Genomic DNA, 22,781 nt, shown 5'->3' with positions numbered 1-22,781 from the left:
AGACCTTATAAATGTGTGGTTGCGCCAGCGGCAGCGTAGTTCTGGTAGCTATTCATCGTTTTGGCGATCTGCGAAATCTTGCTGGCGTAGTCCGGATCGGTTGCGTATCCGGCTTTTTGCAACTCGCGTACAAACTGTTCCGGGTTGTCGGCCGACTTCACAACTTCTTTATAGCGATCATTGCTTTGCAGCAATGTCACCAGGTCATGGAAGCTGTCCTGGTAGGAATTGTAGGAACGGAACTGTGCCGTCTCCTTGACCATCGCCCCATCCCGAAACTCGCTGGTGATTGCGCGCGCCTGGCCGCCCTGCCAACTCTGGCCGGCCTTGATGCCGAACAGGTTGTGGCTGCTGCTGCCATCTTCGGCGCGCATCACCGACTTGCCCCAGCCGGTTTCCAGGGCGGCCTGGGCCACCAGGTATTTGGGGTCGACGCCAATACGCGCGGCGGCCGCCTTGGCCATCGGCAACATGGTCGCGACAAATTCATCCTGCGAGCTGAAGGCCTTCTTCGCCGGCGCCAACGGTGGCTGGGCGACGGCGCGGCCGTACACCTGCATGCGCCCGCTGGGCACGGCAAAGGTGCGTGCGCTGCTGTTGATCACGTTGTCGGCAGCCGCGCTGTTACGCAGCGGCGCGGCCTGGGCCACGGTGGTTGCGTCGGTGCTCGGCACGATGCCGGCCAGCAGGCGATCGGTCAGTTTGCTCGGCAAGGCGATACGGCGCTGGTTCATCAGTTCCATATCGTTGGCATGCGCGCTGGCGCCTTCGGGGACCGCCACGCGGTAAGCCCAGAGTGGGCGCTGGCCATTGGAACGGCCCAGCGGACCTTCGGCCTGGGTGCCGGCGGCAATCTCGGTCGGCACTGCGGCTTTCTTCACCGGCTCGGCTGCCGCCGGGCCCTGCAAGGTGGCCGCCTGGGCGTCCACCGGCTTGTTTTTCTGCATCTGGCGCATCAGCACGTCGGCCAGGCCGATACCGCCGCCCTCGCGGGACATCGAGACCGCCAGTTGCTGGTCGTACATTTCCTGATACTGCTTGGCCGCCGGGGTGTTCAGCGGGTTGTCCTTGCCCAGCGCTTCAGTGGCCGAGCGCATCGACTTGAGCATCTCGCTCAAGAACAGCGACTCGAACTCCTGCGCCACTTTGCGCATGTTGCCTTCGCTGTTCTTGTCGTCACCGACCTTGAGCTGGTTAAGCCGGTTCAGGTCGGAGTAGGACCCCGAGTCCGCCGTGCTGCTGATCCCGCTCTTGCGCATATCCATGGCCATGGCCTCAGATCACGATCAGGTCGGCTTGCAAGGCGCCGGCCTGTTTCAGTGCTTCGAGGATCGCCATCAAGTCGCCGGGGGCTGCGCCCACCTGGTTCACCGCGCGGACAATCTCATCCAGGGTGGTGCCGGGGCCGAACTTGAACATCGGCTTGGCTTCTTGCAGGGCGTTGACGCGCGAACGCGGTACCACTGCGGTCTGGCCGTTGGACAACGGGCCAGGCTGGCTGACAATCGGGTCTTCGGTGATGGTCACGGTCAGGCTGCCGTGGGTCACTGCCGCTGGCGAGACCTTGACGTTCTGGCCGATCACAATGGTGCCGGTCCGCGAGTTGATGATGACCTTGGCCACGGCCTGGCCCGGATCAACTTCCAGGTTTTCCAGGATCGACAGGTAGTCGACGCGCTGGCTTGGGTCGAGCGGCGCGGTGACGCGGATCGAGCCGCCGTCGATGGCCTGGGCCACGCCAGGGCCGAGCATGTCGTTGATCTTGTCGACCACGCGCTTGGCGGTGGTGAAGTCGGAGCGATTGAGGTTCAGGGTCAGGCTGTTGCCCTGGTTGAAACCACTCGGCACGGTCCGCTCGACCGTGGCGCCCCCGGGAATACGCCCGGCCGACGGCACGTTGACGGTAATCTTCGAACCGTCGCGACCTTCGGCATCAAAACCGCCGACCACCAGGTTGCCCTGGGCGATGGCGTAGACGTTGCCGTCGATACCCTTCAGGGGCGTCATCAACAGGGTGCCGCCACGCAGGCTTTTCGAGTTACCGATGGACGACACGGTGATGTCTACCACCTGGCCCGGCTTGGAAAACGCAGGCAAGTCGGCACTGATCGATACGGCGGCGACGTTCTTGAGCTGCACGTTGCCCGAGCCCGCCGGCACCTTGATGCCGAACTGCGAGAGCATGTTGTTGAAGGTCTGCAAGGTGAACGGGGTCTGGGTGGTCTGGTCACCCGTGCCATTGAGCCCCACCACCAGGCCGTAGCCGATCAACTGGTTGGAACGCACGCCGGAAATACTGGCGATGTCCTTCAGGCGTTCGGCCTGGGCGACGGCGCTCAGGGACAGCAGGAGTGCCGCCGCCATCAGCTGTTTGAGTTTCAAAGTGGCCACCTAGAAAGGGAACAGCGGGCTAAGGAAGAAACGGTCGAACCAGCCCGGCTGACTCGCATCAGCAAACGAACCCGTACCCGAGTAGGTAATGCGCGCATCGGCAATCCGCGTCGACGGCACGGTGTTGTCGGTGGAAATATCATCGGCGCGGACCATGCCGGCGATGCGCACCAGCTCATCGCCGGTGTTGAGGGTCATCCACTTTTCACCCCGTACGGCGATGATGCCGTTGGGCAACACGTCAGCCACGGTCACGGTGATCGAGCCGGTCAGGCTGTTGCCCTGCCCTGCCGCGCTCTTGCCGTTGGTGGCACGGTCGCCGCTGTAGCCGGCGTCAAGGCTCAGGTCACCGCTGCCCAACGGGTTGTTGGTGTTGGGCACGCCGCCGAACAGCGAAGTCAGGCCGATGCTGGTCTTGCTGGTCTTGCCGATCTGCGAGTTGGCATTCTTGCTGGCCTGGGTCTTCTCGTTCAGGGTGATGGTGATGATGTCACCCACGCGGAACGCCTTGCGGTCGCTGTACAGGTTCTGTTCGAAACCGGCCTGGTAGATCGAGCCATTGTTGGCCGCCGCCGGCAGCGGCGTGCGTGGCAACACCGGCGCGTAGTACGGGTCATTGGGTTTTGGCGTCGGGGCGACACAGCCCGCGAGCACGGCAATCCCACTCAATGCCAGAACGAAAACATAGCGATTCATGACCCTTACCTCACGGTGTTGCAGGCGCCCTGAAGAGCGCCCCATAGACTTGATTACAGATTCTGCGTTACGAACGAAAGCATCTGGTCGGCGGTGGAAATCACCTTGGAGTTCATCTCGTAGGCGCGCTGGGTGGTGATCATGTTGACCATCTCCTCAACCGTGCTCACGTTGGAAGTTTCCAGGGTGCTTTGCAGCGTGGTGCCGAAACCGTTGAGGCCAGGGGTGCCGATTTGCGGCGCGCCGCTGGAGGCGGTTTCCAGGAACAGGTTGTTACCCATGGCCTGCAGGCCGGCCGGGTTGATGAAGTCGGCGGTCTGCAGGTTGCCGATTACTTGCGACGCCGGGTTGCCGGCGACGGTGATCGACACGGTGCCGTCGTTGCCGACGGTGAAGGTCTTGGCATCCGCTGGGACGACCACAGCCGGCTCCAGGGCAAAACCGTTGGCCGTCACGATCTGGCCGTTGGAATCCAGGTGGAAAGTACCGTCACGGGTGTAGGAAGTAGTGCCATCCGGCTGCAGGATCTGGAAGAAGCCACGGCCGTTGATGGCCATGTCCAGCGGTTGGCCGGTCTGCTGCAGGTTACCGGCGCTGAAGTTCTTCTGGGTGCCGACGATCTGCACACCAGTACCCAGTTGCAGGCCCGACGGCAGTTCGCTGTCCTGGGTCGACTGGGCGCCCGGCTGTTTCTTGATCTGATAGAGCAAGTCCTGGAACTCGGCACGGTCACGTTTGAAACCCGTAGTCGACACGTTGGCCAAGTTGTTGGAAATGGTGGTCAGGTTGGTGTCCTGGGCGGACAGGCCTGTTTTGGCAACCCATAGAGCCGGAAGCATGCTGTTCTCCTTCGTGCGCCTGTTTGTTGGCGCCGCATCACAAATTAGTTAGGGCTGTTATCAGCTCATCTGCATGACGCGAGTCATGGCCTGATCGTCTTCTTTAGCGCTGTTCATCATCTTGATGTGCAGCTCGAACTGCTTGGAAAGCGCCAGCACTGCGGTCATTTCTTCCACCGCATTCACGTTGCTCGCCTGCAGGAAACCCGAGGTCAGGGTCACGTTCGCGTCGGCCTGGGCCGGCTGGCCGTCCTTGGTGTGGATAGTGCCGTCCAGGCCTTTATTCATATTCTTGAGGTCCGGCTGGACCAGCTTGATGCGGTCCACTTCAGCCATCACACGCGGGCCTTCGCCCATGGCGCGGATGCTGATGGTGCCGTCGGAACCCACTTCGATTTTTTGCTGCGGCGGCACGGCGATCGGACCACCATTGCCCATCACCGGCATACCGTTGCCGGCCCGCAGCACGCCCAATGCATCGACGTTCATGCTGGCGCTGCGCACGTAGGCTTCGCTGCCATCCGGGGTCTGCACGGCCAACCAGCCGTTGCCGTTGACGGCCACATCAAGGTCGCGACCGGTTTCGATCATCGCGCCGGGGCTGAAGTCGGTGGCTGGGCGCTCGGTCATGGCAAAGGCGCGCGCCGGAAAGCTGTCGCCAAACACCGGCATCGAACGCGCCTGCTCCAGGTCGCGCTGAAAACCGTTGGTGGAAATGTTCGCCAGGTTGTTGGCATGGGCCTTCTGCGCCAGAGCATTCTGGCTGGCGCCGGTCATTGCCACATAAAGGTACTTGTCCACGCTCTTTCCTCTTTCTGACGGACGCTTGCCGCCCACCGCTGTACTGATGAGGCTTAAGCAATTTGCGAACCAACTTTTTAAAATGAGGGAAAGACCAGGCGGGGCAAGGGTTTGCGGCTGGGTGACGGGAAATGGGCGGTGAGTAGGAGTCGAAAAAACGGCGGACTTATGCCGCTTACGGCAACGACACAATCAAATGTGGGAGCGGGCTTGCTCGCGAAGGCGCTGTGTCAGCCAGCACATAAGGTGACTGATCCACCGCATTCGCGAGCAAGCCCGCTCCCACATTTTGACCCAGTTATGTCAGGTAGTTACTTGTCGGCCTTGAGAATTTCGTAATCGCGTAACTTATTGGCGATGGTGGTGTGCGACACCCCCAGGCGCTTGCCCAGTTGCCGGCTGCTGGAATGCTCGGCATACAGGCTTTCCAGTACCGCCTTCTCAAAGCGTCCTACGATCTCTTCCAGGCCGCCCTCGAGGGAGAAATCGCCAAGCGGCTGACGCACGCCGTAATCCGGCAAGCGAATATGCTCAGCCTTGACCGTGCCGCCCTCGCACAACGACACCGCCTGGAACAGCACGTTTTCCAGCTGCCGCACGTTGCCCGGCCAGTGGTAGTGGCTCAGGCGATCCATCGCGGCAGGCGCCAGCTTGGGCAGCGGGCAGCCAATCTGGCGGCTGGCCTGATCGAGAAAGTGCTCGACCAGCGGCGCCAGGCCATCCAGGCATTCGCGCAGCGGCGGGATATGCAGGGACAGCACATTGAGGCGGTGATACAGGTCCTGGCGGAATTCGCCCCGGGCACACAGCTCGGACAAATCCACCTGGGTGGCGCAGATCACGCGCACATCCAGGTACACCTCTTCATCACTGCCGACCCGGCGAAAGCAACCGTCCTGCAGAAAGCGCAGCAATTTCACCTGCAACCGCGCGCTCATTTCACCGACACCATCGAGAAACAACGTACCGCCCGCCGTCAGCTCCAACAGCCCGAGCTTGCCCTCGGCCCGCGCACCTTCAAACGCACCGGGACCGTAGCCGAACAGTTCGGTCTCGGCCATGGACTCCGGCAGACCGGCGCAATTGAGCGCCATCAGCGGCGACTGCCCGCGTGGACTGGCCAGGTGACAGGCACGCGCCAGCAGCTCTTTGCCGGTGCCGGTTTCGCCTTCTATTAATAGAGGCGCATCCAGCGGCGCCATACGCCGGGCTTCACGCACCACCGCGGCCATGACCTTGGAGCTTTGGAAAATACTGTCGAAGCCGCGCAGCTCTTGCTTGCGCACATTGTAGATACGCTCGCCCACGCGGTCGGCGCGGTGCAGGGTCAGCACGGCCCCGGCCATGGCTTCGCTGTCATCGTGCTCGGAAGATTGCAGCGGCGCGATATCCGCCAGGAACACGTCACCCTTGACCTTGACCCGCAGGCCATTGATCCGCGACTTGCTCGCGCGCACCAGCTCGGGCAAGTCGAAGTCTTCGGCGTAGCGCGACAGTGGAATCCCCGGCACCTCATCCACCCGCACCCCGAGCAACTGCGCCGCCGCGCGGTTGGCGGCGACGATGGAACCGCCCATGTCGATCGACAGCACCGGAAATTCCAGGGCGCCGAGCAAGGCATTGAGCTCCATATGCCGCCGCTCGCTGGGCATCAGCCCGACCCGCTTGACGCCAAACACCCCGGCAATCGCCTCGAACTGCGGGCGCAACGCCTGGAACTGCATGTTCACCAGGTTCGGGCAATACAGGTAGATGGCGTTGCCATGCTCGCCGCCGACCTCGCCCTTGGCGACGTTGACGCCATATTCCACCAGCAGGTTGAGGATGTCCCGCAGGATGCCGATGCGGTTCTGGCAGTGCACTTTGATACGCATGAAAAGGCCCGAAGAGTGGGGAGGCGCCGCGTCTTTTTGCCGCTGGGCGCAGATAGTCGTCAAGATTATGTGACAGTCACCGGCCTTTTTACAGCCCGCCGACGCCACCGGCCCACAAGCGTAACGAATACTTTACACAATTCGGTAAATTTTCCTACAGATAGCTGCCGCGGGTGGATGGCATCGGCGCCGCGCCTCGGTATCAATAGAGGCATCGCAGGACATAACAAGAACGAATGCCTAGCAGGAGAGCCGTATGAAGCAGACGCAATACGTGGCCCGCGAGCCCGATGCGCAAGGTTTTATCCACTACCCGCCGGAAGAACACGCGGTGTGGAACACCCTGATCACGCGCCAGTTGAAAGTGATCGAAGGCCGTGCCTGCCAGGAATACCTGGACGGCATCGACAAGCTCGGCCTGCCACTGGACCGCATTCCGCAATTGGGCGAGATCAATAAAGTGCTGGCCGAGACTACAGGCTGGCAAGTCGCCCGTGTCCCCGCACTGATCCCCTTCCAGACCTTTTTCGAATTGCTCGCCAACAAGCAGTTCCCGGTGGCGACCTTTATTCGTACCCGTGAAGAGCTGGACTATCTGCAAGAGCCGGATATTTTCCACGAGATCTTTGGTCACTGCCCGTTGCTGACCAACCCCTGGTTCGCCGAATTCACCCACACTTACGGCAAGCTCGGCCTGGCGGCCACCAAAGAGCAGCGCGTGTACCTGGCGCGCCTGTACTGGATGACCATCGAGTTCGGCCTGGTAGATACGCCCACCGGCCTGCGCATCTACGGTGGCGGCATTTTGTCGTCGCCCAAGGAGACGGTGTACAGCCTGTCGTCCGAGCCCGAGCACCAAGCCTTCGACCCACTGGAAGCGATGCGCACGCCGTACCGCATCGACATCCTGCAGCCGTTGTACTTCGTGCTGCCGGACCTGAAGCGCCTGTTCGACGTGGCGCAGGAAGACATCATGGGCATGGTCGAACGCGGGATGCAGCTGGGTCTGCATGCACCGAAATTCCCGCCAAAGCCCAAGGCTGCTTGAACCTTACATCTTGAGGCCAGGTGAGTCTGTTCCCTGGCCGCGCGTTGCTTTAGGGTAACGCTACTGACCTTCATACATTCGAATTCAGGACACCCCCATGACCACCTTGAACCAAGCCCATTGCGAAGCCTGCCGCGCCGACGCTCCACAAGTCAGCGATGAAGAACTGCCGGTGCTGCTCAAGCAGATTCCCGACTGGAACATCGAAGTGCGCGACGGCGTGATGCAACTGGAGAAGGTCTTCCTGTTCAAGAACTTCAAGTTTGCCCTGGCCTTCACCAACGCCATGGGTGAAATCTCCGAAGCCGAAGGCCATCACCCAGGCCTGCTGACCGAATGGGGCAAGGTCACCGTGACCTGGTGGAGCCACTCCATCAAGGGCCTGCACCGCAACGATTTCATCATGGCCGCGCGCACCGACGAAGTGGCCAAGGACGCCGAGGGCCGCAAGTAATGCATTTCGATGCCATTGGCCGTGTGCCCGGCGACCCGATCCTCGGGCTGATGGACCTGTACGCCCAGGACCCCAACCCGAACAAATTCGACCTCGGCGTGGGCGTGTACAAGGACGACCAGGGCCTGACACCGATTCCCCATTCGGTGAAGCTCGCCGAGCAGCGCCTGGTCGACACCCAGACCACCAAGACCTACATCGGCGGCCACGGCAACGCGGCCTTCGGCACGCTGATCAGCGCCCTGGTGCTCGGCGCCGATTCGGCCCTGATCCAAGCCCGCCGCGCCGGTGCGACCCAGACGCCGGGCGGCACCGGCGCCCTGCGCCTGAGTGCCGACTTCATCGCCCACAGCCTGCCCGGCCGTGGCGTGTGGCTGAGCAACCCGACCTGGCCGATCCACGAAACCATCTTCGCCAAGGCCGGCCTCAAGGTCAGTCATTACCCTTACGTGGGCACCGACAACCGCCTGGATGTGGCGGCGATGCTGGCGACCCTCGCTACCATCCCCAAGGGCGACGTGGTGCTGCTGCACGCCTGCTGCCACAACCCGACGGGTTTCGACCTGTCCCAGGATGACTGGCGCCAGGTCCTGCAGATCGTGCGCGAGCGCCAGCTGCTGCCGCTGATCGACTTCGCCTACCAGGGCTTCGGCGACGGCCTGGAGCAGGATGCCTGGGCGGTGCGCCTGTTTGCGGCCGAGTTGCCGGAAGTCCTGGTTACCAGCTCCTGCTCGAAGAACTTCGGCCTGTACAGCGACCGCGTCGGCGCGTTGATCGTGTGCGCGGCGGATGCCGAGAAACTGACGGATGTGCGCAGCCAACTGGCGAATATCGCACGCAACCTCTGGTCGACGCCGCCGGATCATGGCGCGGCGGTGGTCGCGACGATCCTGGGGGATGCCGAGCTGAAAAAACGCTGGAGCGACGAGGTCGAAGCCATGCGTTCACGCATTGCACACCTGCGTTCCGGGCTGGTGGAAGCATTGGCGCCCCATGGCCTGTCGGCGCGGTTTGCGCACATCGGCACACAGCGCGGGATGTTTTCCTATACCGGCCTGAGTGCCGAGCAGGTGAAACAGCTGCGGGAGAAACACAGCGTGTACATGGTGAGTTCGGGCCGGGCTAACGTCGCGGGCATCGATGCCACGCGCCTGACGCTGCTGGCCGAAGCCATCGCCGACGTCTCCAACTGACGAAACCGACTCAAACTGTAGGAGCTGGCGTGCCTGCGATGGCGGTGTATCAGTCACTGAACAAGCTGACTGAACACCGCTATCGCCGGCACGCCAGCGCCCACAGGTGGAAGGTGTCGGGCCCTTAGCCCGCCACCATTTCAGCCTTGAGCTGTGCCTCTTTCGCCTGCGCATCCGCCAACCGATACAACTCGATACTCCCATCCCAGTGCTCGATCAACGCCGTGCACGACTCCACCCAATCCCCACAGTTGAGGTAGTCCACCTCGCCCACCTTGCGAATCTCCGCATGGTGGATATGCCCACACACCACGCCGTGCAGCTCGCGCTTGGTCACTTCATGGGCGATGGCTTCTTCGAAATCGCTGATGAAACTCACCGCGGTCTTGACCTTGTGCTTGAGGTACGCCGACAACGACCAGTAGCCATAGCCATAACGCGCACGCCAGTGATTGAGCCAGCGGTTCAGGGTGAGGGTGAACTCGTAGGCCGAGTCGCCGAGGAACGCCAGCCAGCGGTGATACCGAGTGATCACATCGAACTGGTCGCCGTGGATCACCAGCAAATGACGACCATCGGCGGTGACATGCACGGCCTCGTCCACCAGTTGGATGTTGCCCAGGATCAGCTTGGAATAGCGGCGCAGGAATTCGTCATGGTTGCCGGTGACGTAGATCACTTCGGTACCGCGCTTGGCCATGGTCAACAGGCGGCGGATCACGTTGGTATGAGCCTGTGGCCAATACATGCCACCGCGCATTTTCCAGCCATCGATGATATCGCCGACCAGGTACACCTTGTCGGCGTGATACCCCTTGAGGAACTGCGACAAATGTTCGGCCTGGCAATCCCGAGTGCCCAGGTGCACATCAGAAATCCACAGGGTACGAACCCGTTGCTTGCGGCTGGGCTTGGCGAACTCGGCACTGGTCATGGGCATCCCTCGACGGTGTTTTCGCGAGCTTGCGCCCTGGCGATTAATAGCCCATGACAGTCGTGCGTCACTCTGATGACAGCGCCGGCGCGCCGCAAAGCGTTGTAGACTGGCACGCTGCAACCCTGGAGACCACGATGAGAGCCGCCCTCACGCTGCGCCACTACCTCGAAGCACCGCTCGCCCACAGCCATGACCACGCGCAGTTGGTGTTCGGCCTGTCCGGGCACCTGGACCTGGAAGTGGATGGCCGTGGCAGCCAGGTGCGCGAAAGCAGCGTGATGGTGCTGCCCTTCTCCGCCCACCACGCGTGCGGCAGCCGTGATGGCAGCCGGTGCCTGGTGCTGGATGTGCCCACCGAACATTGGCTGCTGCAATCCCTGGGCGAGCATGCGGACGCCAGCCGCCGCCTGCTCGACCAGCCCGCGCGCCTGGCCCTCGACTCGCGGCAACATCAACTGGTGCAATGGCTGGCGCACAGCCCGGTGGACGATCCGCTGATCGTCCAGCAAGGCGCGGTGTTGCTGCTGGCCAGCCTCAATCATTCCCTTGCGCCACCGCTGCCGGGCCGGCGCCTGCCGTATGCGGCGTTCAATGCGCATATCGAGCGACACGTGGCGCACCCGCTGCAAGTCGCCGATCTGGCCCGTATCGCCGAGCTGTCGGTGGCGCGCCTGCATGCGCGATTCGTCGCCGAGTGTGGGCAGACGCCGATGGACTACATCCGCAGCCGCCGCCTGCACAAGGCCCTGGGCCTGCTGCGCGAGACGCCACTGGCGATCGGCGAGATTGCCGCGCGCGTCGGCTATGCGTCGCAAAGTGCATTCGCGGCGGCGATGCTGCGTGAATTTGGCGCTTCCCCCACCGCCTTGCGCGTGGGCGAGAGTCCTGCGCTATAAATCGCGAGCCCCACGACAGACACCTTCGCCCGCAACCCTCTAGACTGCGAACCTGTCACTCCCGTTGGTTTCAAGGATCGCAATGACTCCCCGCTCAGCCCTCGGCGCCCTGCATATCGGCGCATTGATGTTTGGCCTCACCGGCGTATTCGGCAAACTGGCGGCCGCATCACCCGCCATCATCGTGTTCGGCCGTGCCGCGTTTGCGGTGTTGGCGTTGGCAGTGTTTGCGCGCTTTGCCAGCAACACCACCTGGAAGCGCCTGGCGTTGCGCGACTGGCGCCGGCTGGTGATCAGCGGCGTGCTGCTGGCCGCGCATTGGGTGACGTTTTTCATCGCGGTGAAGGTGGCTGGCGTGGCGGTGGCAACCCTTGGGTTCACCGCGTTCCCGGCGTTTACCGTGATCCTCGAGGGGCTGATCTTCCGCGAGCGCATTCGCGCCAATGAAGTGCTGCTGGTGGCGCTGGTCACCGTCGGCCTGGTGCTGGTGACACCGGATTTCAATCTCGCCAGCGAAGCCACCGGCGGCCTGCTCTGGGGGATCGTCTCGGGGTTGCTGTTCTCGTTGCTGTCGCTGAACAACCGCGCCAGCTCCGGGCGGATTCCGGCGGTGCAGGCGGCGCTGTGCCAGAACCTGGTAGTCGCGGCCTGCCTGCTGCCCGTGGCGGCGCCGGGGTTGGCCGAGGTTCGCGCGCTGGACTGGCTATGGATCGGCCTGCTCGGCGTGTTCTGCACCGGCCTGGCCCACAGCCTGTTCGTCGCCAGCCTCGCGGTGATCAAGGCGCGCACCGCCTCCGTGGTATTTGCCATGGAGCCGGTGTACGGCATCACTGTGGCCTGGCTGCTGTTCGCCGAAACCCCGACACTGCGCATGCTGATGGGCGGCGCGCTGATCATCGTCGCCATCGTGCTGTCCGGGTTGATGGGCAGCGCCAGCCAGGCCAAACAGCCCGCAGCGAGTGCCTGATCTATACTCTGGTCATCCGCAACAGTTTGTCGTCGTTCAACGGATAAAGACTCCTCGACGACAGCCCTGATGCTTGAAGTTGCTGCAAGCGAGAGGTCACTCGATTAACGCTATGCAGGGGTTTCATCATGGAAATGTTCATCAGCTTGCTGGTGCAGATCATCAGCGGCGCCATCGGCGGCAACATCGCCGGCATGACCAAAGAGGGCCTGGGCACCGGGCTCAATACACTGATCGGCGGCGTGGGCGGACTGGTACTGGGCCAGATAGTCGCGGCACTGACCGGCACCAGCAGCGGCGAAGCGCTGGATGTCGCGGCAGTCGGCGGCAATATCCTCGGTGGCGGTATCGGCGGCCTGGTGTTGACTTGGGTCGTAGGCTTCATCAAGAGCAAAATGGCCGCCAAATAGCTGCCGGCACCAGTCACCGCCCTGCAGTGGCGGTGACTGTCAGGGCTTGCGCTCGTTGTGCCCCAGGTCACGCTGTGGGTCGATCTGGTCGCGCACGCGCTGCTTGAGCACCTTGGCCTCGGGGAAGCCCCCATCGGCCTTGCGCTCCCAGATCTGCACGCCCTCGCAGGTGATGCGAAACGCCCCGCCCGTGGCCGGTTCCAGCGACACTTTGCCCAAGTCATCGGCGAACGTACTCAACAGTTCCTGCGCCAGCCATGCGGCACGCAGCAGCCACTGGCACTGGGTGCAATAGGTGATGACGATCTCGGGTTTATCAGCGGACATAATTTGAGAGGCTCCTGACGTAACGGGCTCGGCGGATCGGGTGGCTATAATACCGGCCTTTATCGCCCAGCCTCGAGATTCATGATGCGCCGCCTGTTGTCCTGCCTGTTCCTGTGCCTGCTCCCTCTTCTCGCCGACGCCCTCGAAACGCCACGCCCGAAAATCGGCCTGGTGCTGTCCGGCGGCGCCGCCCGTGGCCTCGCCCACATCGGCGTGCTCAAGGCACTGGAAGAACAGGGCATCCATATCGATGCGATTGCCGGCACCAGCATGGGTGCCGTCATCGGCGGCCTGTATGCATCGGGCTACAAGATCGACGAGCTGGAAAAACTCGCGCTCGGCATCGACTGGCAGCAGGCCCTGTCCGACGCGCCACCGCGTGAAGACGTGCCGTTCCGGCGCAAGCAGGATGACCGCGATTTCCTGGTCAAGCAGAAACTGAGCTTTCGCGATGACGGTAGCCTCGGCCTGCCCCTCGGGGTGATCCAGGGCCAGAACCTGGCGCTGCTGCTGGAAAGCATGTTCGCCCACAGCAGCAATACGCGTAATTTCGACAAGCTGCCGATCCCCTTTCGCGCCGTGGCCACCGACATCACCACCGGTGAAAAGGTGGTGTTCAGCAAAGGCCATCTGCCCCAGGTGATCCGCGCCAGCATGTCGATCCCGGCGGTGTTCGCCCCGGTGGAACTGGACGGCCGGCTGCTGGTGGACGGCGGCATGACTGACAACATCCCGCTGGACGTGGCACGGGAAATGGGCGTGGACATCGCCATCGTCGTGGACATCGGCACCCCGCTGCGCTCGCGCAAGCAACTGGCCACGGTGGTGGACGTGCTCAACCAGTCCATCACCCTGATGACCCGACGCAACTCCGAAGAACAACTCAAGGCCCTGCACCCCAAGGATGTGCTGATCCAGCCGCCGCTGGCCGCCTATGGCGTGACCGACTTCGGCCGGGCCAAGGACATGATCGACGCCGGCTACCGCGCCACCCGTGCCCTCGATGTGCGCCTGGCGCACCTGCGCCCGGCCGAGCCGATCGACCCGCAGCTGGTGGCCGCGCGCACGCCGGGCGAGCGCACCCCGGTCATCACCGCGATCAACGTGGAGAACGACTCGAAAGTCAGCGACGACGTGATCCGCTACTACATCCGCCAACCGCTGGGCGAGCCGCTGAACCTGGGCCGCCTGCAAACCGACATGGGCACCCTGTACGGCCTGGATTACTTCGAGCAGGTGCAATACCGCGTGGTCAAGAAAGGCCAGGACAACACCCTGGTGATCAGCGCACGCGGCAAGCGCAGCGGCACCGACTACCTGCGCCTGGGCCTGAACCTGTCGGACGACATGCGCGGCGACAGCGCCTTCAACCTCGGCGCCAGCTACCGCATGAATGGCATCAACCGCCTCGGCGCCGAATGGCTGACGCGCGTGCAGATCGGCGATCGCCAGGAGCTGTACAGCGAGTTCTACCAGCCGATGGACACCGGTTCGCGCTACTTCGTCGCCCCCTACCTGAGTGCCCAGGCACAGAACGTCGAACTGATCCTGGACAACGACCCGATCTCCGAATACCGCCTGGAACGCTACGGCTTCGGCCTGAACGTGGGGCGCCAGATCGGCAACAGCGGCGAGATCCGCTTCGGCGTCGGCGAAGCCTGGGGCAAGGCCGATGTGCGCATCGGCGATCGCAGCTTGCCCAGCGTAAGCTTCAGCGAAGGCTTCTATGAACTGAAGTACTCCTTCGACTCCCTGGACAACGTGTACTTCCCGCATACCGGCGAAGACATCGGCCTGGCCTACCGCGAATTCGAACCGGGGCTGGGCTCGGACCAGCGCTATCGCCAGTGGGAATTCAAGCTGGACAAGGCCATGAGCCACGGCCCGGACACACTGGTGCTGGGCGGTCGCTACGGGCGCACCCTGGATGATTCGGACGTGGTGATTTCCAGCTTCCTGCTCGGCGGTGCACGGCAGCTATCGGGCTTTCGCCAGGATGCGATCTCGGGGCAGAACATCAGCCTGATGCGTGCCGTGTACTACCGCAGGCTGACGCCACGCTCGTACCTGCCGCTGGATTTCCCGCTGTACCTGGGCGCGTCGCTGGAACGCGGCCGGGCGTGGAACAACGACAATGAGTTCGACAGTGGCTATATCAACGCGGCGAGTATTTTCCTCGGCTTTGACACACCGTTGGGGCCGCTGAATTTCAGCTACGGGTTCAACGATGACAATCAGAAAGCGGTGTACCTGAACCTGGGGCAGACGTTCTGACACGCGCTTCACAGGCGCCCGGCTTGCCGGCGATGGCAGCGGTATTCTCCGCATGGCTCCAGGGCCTCATCGCCGGCAAGCCGACTCCTACGGGTGGCTGTCGTTTCTGGAGGTCAGGACTTTTCCAGGTTTGCCAGGATGTGCCCATGCACGCGCATGCACACGCTCAAGTCAGCTTCGTCCACACCCACAAACAACTCATGGCGCAGGGCGGTGGCGATGGTTTCGATCTGTTCGATCAGGGGGCGGGCGGTGTCACACAGCAGAATGCGTTTGGCACGACGATCTTCCACGACGGCTTGGCGTTGCACCAAACCCTGGCCTTCCAGGCTGTCGAGCAAGCGTGCAAGTGTCGGCCCTTCGACGCCGACGCTTTGCGCCAGCTCGCGTTGCGTCGGCGCGTCCTGGAAACGGGCCAGGTGCAGCAGCACCAGCCAGCGCGCCTGGGACAGGCCCAGCCCCGCCAGACGGCGGTCCAACTCGGCGCGCCAACCTCGGGACATTTGCGCCAGCTGCATGCCAAAACGGTGTTGATCGGTTAACGGCATAAAAAACTCATGGTTTAGACTGAAAATAAAGTGTGGCTAATTATTAGTCAGCTAAGCATGAGCCATGCCAGTAGGCAAGAGTTGCTATGTACTGATTCGTTACATTGTCATAATCAACGCACTAAATTTCGAATTCAGACTGCAAAGCAGCGCGTACGCAGTACAAAACACCCTCCGGAACACGCCCGGTAAACAGCGGCGCGATCTCGGCAACCGGTGGCAATTCGCCTTCTCCGTCGAGGAAGGCATCCTGGATTTCACCGAGCAGATCCTCCGGCAAATCCAGCGCCTGCTCCAGCGACAACTGTTGCTTGCCGATGGACTCGGCCAGCAAGGTGTACACATTTTTTTCCGAGCATTGCAGCTGGCCGGCGATCTGAATCGGAGTCATCCCGGCGCGCGCCAGGCTGATCAGTTCGTGGCGAATATCGGCAACTTCCTTGGGTGCTTCGGCCTGGCCGCCGAGCACTTCGAGGAAGGCCTGGCCGTAACGCTCCAGCTTGCGCGCGCCGACACCGCTGACCCGCGCCATTTCGGCCATCGTGGTGGGCTGCTCGCGCAGCATTTCCAGCAGGGTCGAGTCGGGGAAAATAACGTACGGCGGCACACTGTGTTCCTGTGCCAGTTTGCGCCGCAGGGTGCGCAAGGCTTCCCACTGTTCGCGCTCTTCGCCGCGCACCAGTTGGCTGGCCTGGCTGGTACTGCTCTTGGCGGTGGTCTGCGGCTTGAGATCGCGTCGCAGCTCCAGGCTCACTTCGCCCTTGAGCAATGGCCGGCAACTGTCGTTGAGGCGCAGCCCGCCATAGCCTTCCAGGTCGATATCCACCAGGCCGCGCGCGACCATCTGCCGGAACAGCGAGCGCCACTCGCCCTCGGCGCGGGCCTTGCCGACGCCGTAGACCGACAGTTTCTCGTGGCCGAAGCTGCGCACCTTTTCGTTGTCCTTGCCCAGCAGCACATCCACCAGGTGACCGACGCCGTAGCGTTGGCCGGTGCGGTAGATCGCCGACAACGCCTGGCGCGCAGGCTCGGTGGCGTCCCAGGTCTGCACACCGTCGACGCAGTTGTCGCAGTGACCGCAAGGCTCGGGCATATCCTCGTCGAAGTACGCCAGCAGCGTCTGGCGACGGCAGCGGGTTTCTTCACACAGCGAGAGCATGGCGTCGAGCTTGTGCTGCTCCAGGCGCTTGTGGCGCTCATCGCCTTCGGAGTTCTGCAGCATCTGCTTGAGCATCACCACATCTTGCAGGCCATAGACCATCCAGGCATCGGCCGGCAGGCCATCACGGCCGGCACGTCCGGTTTCCTGGTAATACGCCTCGAGGGACTTGGGCAGATCCATGTGTGCCACGAAGCGCACGTTGGATTTATCGATGCCCATGCCGAACGCGATGGTCGCCACCATGATCAGGCCTTCCTCGTTGAGGAAGCGCTTCTGGTGGTAGGCACGCAAATCATTCGGCAGGCCGGCGTGATAGGGCAGCGCCGGGTAACCTTGTTCGCAGAGGAACGCGGCGACCTCATCGACCTTCTTGCGCGACAGGCAGTACACGATACCTGCATCGCTGCGCCGCTCGGAGAGGAACGCCAGCAACTGCTTGCGCGGCTGCTCCTTGGGTACGATGCGGTAGAAGATGTTCGGGCGGTCGAAGCTCGACAGGAAGCGCTCGGCATTCTGCAAATGCAGGCGCTCGACGATCTCTTCGCGGGTGCGCTTGTCGGCGGTGGCGGTCAGCGCGATGCGCGGTACGTCAGGAAACAGCTCCGCCAATTGGCCCAGCTGCAGATACTCGCGACGGAAATCATGCCCCCATTGCGACACGCAGTGGGCTTCATCGATGGCAAACAGCGCGATTTCCAGGCTCTGCAAAAACGCCAGCATGCGCGGCTGCACCAGGCGCTCGGGGGCCAGGTAGAGCATCTTGACTTCACCGCGCTTGATGCGGGCGGCCAGGTCGCGCTGCTGCTCGGCGCTGAGGGTGGAGTTCAGGGAGGCGGCGGCGACGCCGAGTTCTTCGAGGGTCGCCACCTGGTCGTCCATCAACGCGATCAGCGGCGACACCACCACGGCCAGGCCGTTGCGCAACAGCGCCGGTACCTGGAAGCACAACGATTTGCCGCCGCCGGTAGGCATCAGGACCAGCGCGTCACCGCCACTGGCCACGCGCTCAATGATCGCACCCTGGCGGCCACGAAAACTGTCGTAGCCGAAGATGTCCTTGAGGACGCGTTGAGCCTGCTCGAGCATGTAAAACTCCAAATAGTGCCGAAATCCCTCTGTACAGGCTGGCCGAAAAAATACGTTTTCACGGAGAATAATCCGTAAGCGAAGTTTTCGCGGACGGGCGCCTAACCTGCAGGGGCATCACAAAACGCGGCAGTATACCCGAGCGACACTCGGCAAAGGGCGCGACTGACGAATAGACGCCCGTCTCTAAAACCCGGCAAATATGCCTTGCAGCTGGCCTGGGCGCTCAAGAAAGCCTAGAATTCAGCATCGTTTATTCCCAAGGTAGCCCTTCAATGTCCTTCGCTGAGCAACTAACCCGCCTGCAAGCCTTCCTCGACGCCGATGAGCTGCATGACGAGGCGCTGGACTACGTGGCCGCCCACGGCTACCTGACCGCCCTGTCCATCTGCTCCGAGGCCGTGCCGGACCGTGAGTGGATCGACGCCTTGTTCGCCGAAGAGCCGCACTACACCGACGCGGCCCAGCGTGAAGAAATCGAATCGACCCTGCTCGCCCTCAAGGCCCATATCGGTCGCCAGCTGGCCTCCGACGAGGAATTCGAGTTGCCGTGCGACCTGGACCTGGGCGAAGAGCCGGATGACTCCGACCTGCGCGGCTGGTGCATCGGTTTCATGGAAGGTGTGTTCCTGCGCGAAGCCGCCTGGTTCGAAACCGCCGAGGAAGAAGTCAGCGAAATGCTGCTGCCGATCATGGTCGGTTCGGGCCTGTTCGACGATCAGCCGGAATTCTCCGACATCGCCGCCGACGCCAACCTGATGGACGACATGATCGTACAGATCCCCGAAGCACTGACCGCGCTGTACCTGCTGTGCAACGCCCCTGACGAAAAACCGGCGATCCTCAAGCCACGTCACCACTGAGTCAGTTGCCCGTGACACCCATGGGCAATCGCTCGCTGCTCCTGCGCTACCTGCTGCTGGCCATCGGCTGGCTCAGCGTAGCGTTGGGCGTCATCGGCATCTTCCTGCCGGTACTGCCGACTACGCCCTTCCTGCTGCTCGCCGCCGCCTGCTTCGCCCGAAGCTCCCCGCGTTTCTACCACTGGCTGGTGGAACACCCGCGCCTGGGTCCGTGGATCAAGGACTACCTGGACGGCAATGGCATCCCGCTCAAAGGCAAGGTCTACGCCATTGGCTTGATGTGGCTGAGCATCGGTGTCTCCTGCTACCTGGTGCCGCTGCCGTGGGCCCGTGGTTTCATGCTGACCAGCGCCGTGCTGGTGACGATCTACATCCTGCGCCAGAAAACCCTGCCGCCACGTTGATCACTGCCTGCGACATTAGCGCCCACACGACCTTGGTCGACACTGACTAACCCCAGGCATCATGCGAGACTGTCCAACCGGGCCTGGAATGCCTGGGTGTTCTTATGCTCGGAGTTACCATGACGCTGTCCAGCGGGCTGATCGCCGCCGTTGCCCTGGCCTATATGGCCATTATGTTTGCCATCGCCTTCTACGGTGACCGCCGCCGTGCGCCGCTGCCACCGCGCATGCGCGCGTGGGTGTATAGCCTGTCGCTGGCGGTCTACTGCACCAGCTGGACGTTCTTCGGCGCCGTAGGCCAGGCCGCCGAACAGTTGTGGGCGTTTTTACCGATCTACCTGGGACCCGTGCTGCTGCTGGTGTTGGCACCCTGGGTGCTGCAGAAGATGATTCTGATCAGCAAGCAAGAAAACATTACCTCGATCGCCGACTTTATCGCCGCACGCTACGGGAAATCCCAATCGCTGGCCGTGGTCGTGGCACTGATCTGCCTGGTTGGCGTGCTGCCCTATATCGCCCTGCAACTCAAAGGCATCGTGCTGGGCGTCAACCTGCTGATCGGTGCGGGTGCCGACACCACGGGCACCCGCGCCCAGGACACGGCACTGATCGTGTCGCTGGTGCTCGCGCTGTTCACCATCGTCTTCGGTACGCGCAACCTCGACGCCACGGAGCACCACCGTGGCATGGTGCTGGCGATTGCCTTTGAATCGCTGGTCAAGCTGTTCGCGTTTCTCGCCGTCGGCGCGTTCGTGACCTACGGCCTGTACGACGGTTTCGGCGACTTGTTCAGCCAGGCCATGCTCGCGCCGAGGCTGGAGGAATACTGGAAAGAAACCGTCAACTGGCCATCGATGGTGGTACAGACCGGCGTGGCGATGATGGCGATCATCTGCTTGCCGCGACAATTCCACGTCACCGTGGTCGAGAATATCGACCCGCAGGACCTGCGCCTGGCCAAATGGGTGTTCCCGGCCTACCTGATTCTCGCCGCCTTGTTTGTGATCCCTATCGCCCTGGGAGGCAAAATGATGCTGCCCGGCTCGGTGATGCCGGACTCCTATGTCATCAGCCTGCCACTCGCCGAAGCCCATCCGGCCCTCGCCGTACTGGCGTTTATCGGCGGTGCGTCGGCGGCCACCGGCATGGTGATCGTGGCGAGCATCGCGCTGTCGACCATGGTCTCCAACGACATGCTGCTGCCGTGGTTGCTGCGTCGCTCCAGTGCCGAGCGGCCGTTCGAAGTGTTCCGCCATTGGATGCTGTCGGTGCGCCGGGTCAGCATCGTGATCATCCTGCTGCTGGCGTATGTCAGCTACCGCTTGCTCGGCTCGAGTGCCAGCCTAGCGACCATCGGCCAGATCGCCTTTGCCGCCGTGACCCAATTGGCGCCGGCGATGCTCGGTGCGCTGTATTGGAAACAGGCGAACCGGCGCGGCGTATTTGCCGGATTGGCGGCGGGCACCTTCCTGTGGTTCTACACCCTGGTCCTACCGGTTACGGCGAAAAGCCTGGGCTGGTCCCTCAGCCTTTTCCCTGGGCTGACGTGGATGCATTCGCACCCGCTGGGTTTGTCCGTGACGTCATTGACCTTGGGCACCGTGTTCTCGCTGGCGGGTAACTTCACGCTGTTTGTGTGGGTGTCGATGCTGTCGCGCACGCGCGTGTCGGAACACTGGCAGGCCGGGCGCTTCATTGGCCAGGAAATCAGCCAACGTGCCAGCGCCCGTTCGATGCTCTCGGTACAAATCAGCGACCTGCTCAGTTTGGCCGCGCGCTTCGTCGGGGATGAGCGGGCCCAGCAGAGCTTTATCCGCTTTGCCTACCGGCAGGGCAAAGGCTTCAACCCCAACCAGAATGCCGACAACGACTGGATCGCTCACACCGAGCGATTGCTGGCCGGTGTACTCGGTGCATCGTCGACGCGGGCGGTGGTGAAAGCCGCCATCGAAGGGCGCGAAATGCAACTGGAGGACGTGGTACGGATCGCCGACGAAGCCTCCGAAGTGCTGCAATTCAACCGGGCCCTGCTGCAGGGCGCCATCGAGAACATCACCCAGGGCATCAGCGTGGTGGACCAGTCCCTCAAGCTGGTGGCCTGGAACCGTCGCTACCTGGAGCTGTTCAACTACCCGGACGGGCTGATCAGCGTGGGGCGGCCGATTGCCGACATCATCCGCTACAACGCCGAGCGCGGTTTGTGTGGCCCAGGCGAGGCCGAGGTGCATGTGGCGCGCCGTCTGCACTGGATGCGCCAGGGCCGCGCGCACACGTCCGAACGCTTGTTCCCGAACGGGCGGGTGATCGAGCTGATTGGCAACCCGATGCCCGGTGGCGGTTTCGTCATGAGTTTTACCGACATTACTGCGTTCCGCGAAGCCGAACAGGCCCTCACTGAAGCCAACGAGGGCCTGGAGCAACGGGTCACCGAGCGTACCCATGAGCTGTCGCAACTGAATGTGGCACTCACCGACGCCAAGGGTGTCGCCGAGTCTGCCAGCCAGTCGAAGACACGCTTTCTTGCCGCCGTCAGTCATGACTTGATGCAGCCGTTGAACGCCGCGCGCCTGTTCTCCGCCGCCCTCTCCCACCAGCACGACGGCCTGTCGAGTGAAGCGCGGCAACTGGTGCAACACCTGGACAGTTCGCTGCGCTCCGCCGAAGACTTGATCAGCGATTTGCTGGATATTTCGCGCCTGGAAAACGGCAAGATCAATCCACAACGCCAGCCGTTCGTGCTCAACGAGCTGTTCGATACCCTCGGCGCCGAATTCAAGGCGCTGGCCCACGAGCAGGGCTTGCGCTTCCGACTGCGTGGCAGCCGATTGCGGGTGGACAGTGATATCAAGTTGCTGCGGCGGATTTTGCAGAATTTCCTGACCAACGCCTTCCGCTATGCCGACGGCCCGGTGCTGCTTGGCTTACGCCGTCGCAAGGGCGAACTGTGCCTGGAGGTGTGGGACCGAGGGCCCGGCATCCCGCTGGACAAACAGAAAGTGATCTTCGAAGAATTCAAACGCCTGGACAGCCACCAGACCCGTGCAGAAAAAGGCCTGGGCCTGGGCCTGGCGATCGCCGACGGCCTGTGCCGGGTGCTCAATCACCGATTGAGCGTGCGCTCCTGGCCAGGCAAGGGCAGCGTGTTCAGTGTGCGCGTGCCGCTGGCGCGCAACCAGGCCAGTCCGCAGATCAAGGCTGCGCCGGAAAACGGCCTGCCGCTGAGCGGCGCGCAGGTACTGTGCGTGGATAATGAAGAAAGCATCCTGATCGGCATGCGCAGCCTGCTGACGCGCTGGGGCTGCGAGGTGTGGACCGCCACCGACCAGGCACAATGCGCAGCGCTGCTCGCCGAGGGCGTGCGCCCGCAACTGGCCTTGGTGGACTATCACCTCGACCACGGCGAAACCGGCACCGAACTGATGGGATGGCTGCGAGCGCAACTGGCAGAGCCGATTCCAGGCGTGGTGATCAGCGCCGATGGCCGCCCGGAGATGGTCGCCCAGGTGCATGCGGCAGGGTTGGATTACCTGGCCAAGCCGGTCAAGCCTGCGGCGCTGCGGGCGCTGCTGAGCCGGCACGTACCGCTGTAACCGACCCGACTCGGTCCCCTC

General features: G+C 62.7%; 20 protein-coding genes. 10 read left to right on the top strand and 10 right to left on the bottom strand.

The features are described from left to right. Nucleotides 1–5: 5 nt before the first annotated feature. The 6 genes from flgJ to C9990_RS08595 form a co-directional block, all read right to left on the bottom strand. Nucleotides 6–1,271 carry a flagellar assembly peptidoglycan hydrolase FlgJ gene (gene flgJ / locus C9990_RS08620; RefSeq protein WP_065909782.1) on the bottom strand — a complete coding sequence of 422 codons (1,266 nt, stop codon included), beginning with the start codon at nt 1,269–1,271 and terminating at the stop codon, nt 6–8. A gap of 4 nt (nt 1,272–1,275) precedes the next feature. Then, on the bottom strand, nt 1,276–2,364 hold the full coding sequence (locus C9990_RS08615) for a flagellar basal body P-ring protein FlgI (RefSeq protein WP_106805614.1): 1,089 nt from the start codon (nt 2,362–2,364) through the stop codon (nt 1,276–1,278). A gap of 27 nt (nt 2,365–2,391) precedes the next feature. Then, on the bottom strand, nt 2,392–3,087 hold the full coding sequence (gene flgH, locus C9990_RS08610) for a flagellar basal body L-ring protein FlgH (RefSeq protein WP_106803031.1): 696 nt from the start codon (nt 3,085–3,087) through the stop codon (nt 2,392–2,394). Between the two features lie 53 nt (nt 3,088–3,140). Then, nucleotides 3,141–3,926 carry a flagellar basal-body rod protein FlgG gene (gene flgG / locus C9990_RS08605; protein WP_005790105.1) on the bottom strand — a complete coding sequence of 262 codons (786 nt, stop codon included), beginning with the start codon at nt 3,924–3,926 and terminating at the stop codon, nt 3,141–3,143. A gap of 60 nt (nt 3,927–3,986) precedes the next feature. After that, complete coding sequence (locus tag C9990_RS08600) at nt 3,987–4,727, bottom strand: flagellar basal body rod protein FlgF (RefSeq protein ID WP_065909780.1); 741 nt, start codon at nt 4,725–4,727, stop codon at nt 3,987–3,989. A 311-nt stretch (nt 4,728–5,038) separates the two neighbouring features. After that, a complete protein-coding gene (locus C9990_RS08595; protein WP_106803030.1) occupies nt 5,039–6,601 on the bottom strand; it encodes a sigma-54-dependent transcriptional regulator in 1,563 nt (520 codons plus the stop codon). A gap of 256 nt (nt 6,602–6,857) precedes the next feature. Here C9990_RS08595 and phhA point away from each other — a divergent pair, with 256 nt between their 5' ends. The 3 genes from phhA (at nt 6,858) to C9990_RS08580 (ending at nt 9,296) form a co-directional block, all read left to right on the top strand. After that, the gene (phhA, locus tag C9990_RS08590; RefSeq protein ID WP_065909772.1) at nt 6,858–7,649 is read left to right on the top strand and encodes a phenylalanine 4-monooxygenase; all 792 of its coding nucleotides are present in this window, start codon (nt 6,858–6,860) and stop codon (nt 7,647–7,649) included. Between the two features lie 97 nt (nt 7,650–7,746). Further along, nucleotides 7,747–8,103: a 4a-hydroxytetrahydrobiopterin dehydratase gene (locus C9990_RS08585; protein WP_010208721.1), complete on the top strand. Its 357-nt coding sequence runs from the start codon at nt 7,747–7,749 to the stop codon at nt 8,101–8,103. Further along, on the top strand, nt 8,103–9,296 hold the full coding sequence (locus tag C9990_RS08580; protein ID WP_106803029.1) for an amino acid aminotransferase: 1,194 nt from the start codon (nt 8,103–8,105) through the stop codon (nt 9,294–9,296). Before C9990_RS08585 ends, C9990_RS08580 begins: the two co-directional genes overlap by 1 nt. A gap of 124 nt (nt 9,297–9,420) precedes the next feature. Here the strand turns inward: C9990_RS08580 and C9990_RS08575 are convergent, their stop codons facing one another. After that, entirely contained in the window at nt 9,421–10,230 is an 810-nt protein-coding gene (locus C9990_RS08575; RefSeq protein WP_106803028.1) for a UDP-2,3-diacylglucosamine diphosphatase, read from the bottom strand. A 137-nt stretch (nt 10,231–10,367) separates the two neighbouring features. Here C9990_RS08575 and C9990_RS08570 point away from each other — a divergent pair, with 137 nt between their 5' ends. From C9990_RS08570 to C9990_RS08560, 3 genes are all read left to right on the top strand, one after another. After that, on the top strand, nt 10,368–11,129 hold the full coding sequence (locus tag C9990_RS08570) for an AraC family transcriptional regulator (RefSeq protein WP_065909766.1): 762 nt from the start codon (nt 10,368–10,370) through the stop codon (nt 11,127–11,129). Nucleotides 11,130–11,211: 82 nt separating this feature from the next. Continuing rightward, nucleotides 11,212–12,096: a DMT family transporter gene (locus tag C9990_RS08565; protein WP_065909764.1), complete on the top strand. Its 885-nt coding sequence runs from the start codon at nt 11,212–11,214 to the stop codon at nt 12,094–12,096. A gap of 128 nt (nt 12,097–12,224) precedes the next feature. Further along, a complete protein-coding gene (locus C9990_RS08560) occupies nt 12,225–12,506 on the top strand; it encodes a hypothetical protein (protein WP_106803027.1) in 282 nt (93 codons plus the stop codon). A gap of 39 nt (nt 12,507–12,545) precedes the next feature. On the opposite strand, the gene C9990_RS08555 is transcribed toward C9990_RS08560, so the two are convergent. Continuing rightward, complete coding sequence (locus C9990_RS08555) at nt 12,546–12,833, bottom strand: SelT/SelW/SelH family protein (protein WP_065909760.1); 288 nt, start codon at nt 12,831–12,833, stop codon at nt 12,546–12,548. Between the two features lie 84 nt (nt 12,834–12,917). On the opposite strand from C9990_RS08555, the gene C9990_RS08550 reads away from it, so the two are divergent. Beyond that, nucleotides 12,918–15,107, top strand: coding sequence for a patatin-like phospholipase family protein (locus tag C9990_RS08550; RefSeq protein ID WP_106803026.1), 2,190 nt, complete (start codon nt 12,918–12,920; stop codon nt 15,105–15,107). A 113-nt stretch (nt 15,108–15,220) separates the two neighbouring features. On the opposite strand, the gene C9990_RS08545 is transcribed toward C9990_RS08550, so the two are convergent. Both C9990_RS08545 and recQ read right to left on the bottom strand, forming a co-directional pair. After that, complete coding sequence (locus tag C9990_RS08545) at nt 15,221–15,655, bottom strand: MarR family transcriptional regulator (RefSeq protein ID WP_065909756.1); 435 nt, start codon at nt 15,653–15,655, stop codon at nt 15,221–15,223. A gap of 121 nt (nt 15,656–15,776) precedes the next feature. Further along, the gene (gene recQ, locus C9990_RS08540) at nt 15,777–17,903 is read right to left on the bottom strand and encodes a DNA helicase RecQ (RefSeq protein WP_065909753.1); all 2,127 of its coding nucleotides are present in this window, start codon (nt 17,901–17,903) and stop codon (nt 15,777–15,779) included. A 275-nt stretch (nt 17,904–18,178) separates the two neighbouring features. On the opposite strand from recQ, the gene C9990_RS08535 reads away from it, so the two are divergent. The 3 genes from C9990_RS08535 (at nt 18,179) to C9990_RS08525 (ending at nt 22,760) form a co-directional block, all read left to right on the top strand. Further along, nucleotides 18,179–18,766, top strand: a complete 588-nt coding sequence (locus C9990_RS08535; RefSeq protein ID WP_065909751.1) for a YecA family protein — start codon at nt 18,179–18,181, stop codon at nt 18,764–18,766. 20 nt (nt 18,767–18,786) lie between these two features. Beyond that, nucleotides 18,787–19,170, top strand: a complete 384-nt coding sequence (locus C9990_RS08530; RefSeq protein ID WP_065909749.1) for a YbaN family protein — start codon at nt 18,787–18,789, stop codon at nt 19,168–19,170. Between the two features lie 119 nt (nt 19,171–19,289). Further along, entirely contained in the window at nt 19,290–22,760 is a 3,471-nt protein-coding gene (locus tag C9990_RS08525) for a PAS domain-containing hybrid sensor histidine kinase/response regulator (RefSeq protein ID WP_106803025.1), read from the top strand. Nucleotides 22,761–22,781 lie beyond the last annotated feature (21 nt).

It is taken from the genome of Pseudomonas sp. S5D5 (assembly GCF_003013355.1).
In the GTDB taxonomy this organism is placed as follows: domain Bacteria; phylum Pseudomonadota; class Gammaproteobacteria; order Pseudomonadales; family Pseudomonadaceae; genus Aquipseudomonas; species Aquipseudomonas aylmerensis.
Note: the sequence above shows the minus strand (reverse complement) of the source record. Positions and strands in the feature narration are given on the sequence as shown.

Excerpts from the sequence above, each read along its gene's own strand:
- flgJ (WP_065909782.1), bottom strand. The coding sequence starts at position 1,271 with ATGGCCATGGATATGCGCAAGAGCGGGATCAGCAGCACGGCGGACTCG.
- C9990_RS08615 (WP_106805614.1), bottom strand. The coding sequence starts at position 2,364 with ATGGCGGCGGCACTCCTGCTGTCCCTGAGCGCCGTCGCCCAGGCCGAA.
- flgH (WP_106803031.1), bottom strand. The coding sequence starts at position 3,087 with ATGAATCGCTATGTTTTCGTTCTGGCATTGAGTGGGATTGCCGTGCTC.
- flgG (WP_005790105.1), bottom strand. The coding sequence starts at position 3,926 with ATGCTTCCGGCTCTATGGGTTGCCAAAACAGGCCTGTCCGCCCAGGAC.
- C9990_RS08595 (WP_106803030.1), bottom strand. The coding sequence starts at position 6,601 with ATGCGTATCAAAGTGCACTGCCAGAACCGCATCGGCATCCTGCGGGAC.
- phhA (WP_065909772.1), top strand. The coding sequence starts at position 6,858 with ATGAAGCAGACGCAATACGTGGCCCGCGAGCCCGATGCGCAAGGTTTT.
- C9990_RS08585 (WP_010208721.1), top strand. The coding sequence starts at position 7,747 with ATGACCACCTTGAACCAAGCCCATTGCGAAGCCTGCCGCGCCGACGCT.
- C9990_RS08580 (WP_106803029.1), top strand. The coding sequence starts at position 8,103 with ATGCATTTCGATGCCATTGGCCGTGTGCCCGGCGACCCGATCCTCGGG.
- C9990_RS08575 (WP_106803028.1), bottom strand. The coding sequence starts at position 10,230 with ATGACCAGTGCCGAGTTCGCCAAGCCCAGCCGCAAGCAACGGGTTCGT.
- C9990_RS08570 (WP_065909766.1), top strand. The coding sequence starts at position 10,368 with ATGAGAGCCGCCCTCACGCTGCGCCACTACCTCGAAGCACCGCTCGCC.
- C9990_RS08565 (WP_065909764.1), top strand. The coding sequence starts at position 11,212 with ATGACTCCCCGCTCAGCCCTCGGCGCCCTGCATATCGGCGCATTGATG.
- C9990_RS08560 (WP_106803027.1), top strand. The coding sequence starts at position 12,225 with ATGGAAATGTTCATCAGCTTGCTGGTGCAGATCATCAGCGGCGCCATC.
- C9990_RS08555 (WP_065909760.1), bottom strand. The coding sequence starts at position 12,833 with ATGTCCGCTGATAAACCCGAGATCGTCATCACCTATTGCACCCAGTGC.
- C9990_RS08550 (WP_106803026.1), top strand. The coding sequence starts at position 12,918 with ATGCGCCGCCTGTTGTCCTGCCTGTTCCTGTGCCTGCTCCCTCTTCTC.
- C9990_RS08545 (WP_065909756.1), bottom strand. The coding sequence starts at position 15,655 with ATGCCGTTAACCGATCAACACCGTTTTGGCATGCAGCTGGCGCAAATG.
- recQ (WP_065909753.1), bottom strand. The coding sequence starts at position 17,903 with ATGCTCGAGCAGGCTCAACGCGTCCTCAAGGACATCTTCGGCTACGAC.
- C9990_RS08535 (WP_065909751.1), top strand. The coding sequence starts at position 18,179 with ATGTCCTTCGCTGAGCAACTAACCCGCCTGCAAGCCTTCCTCGACGCC.
- C9990_RS08530 (WP_065909749.1), top strand. The coding sequence starts at position 18,787 with ATGGGCAATCGCTCGCTGCTCCTGCGCTACCTGCTGCTGGCCATCGGC.
- C9990_RS08525 (WP_106803025.1), top strand. The coding sequence starts at position 19,290 with ATGACGCTGTCCAGCGGGCTGATCGCCGCCGTTGCCCTGGCCTATATG.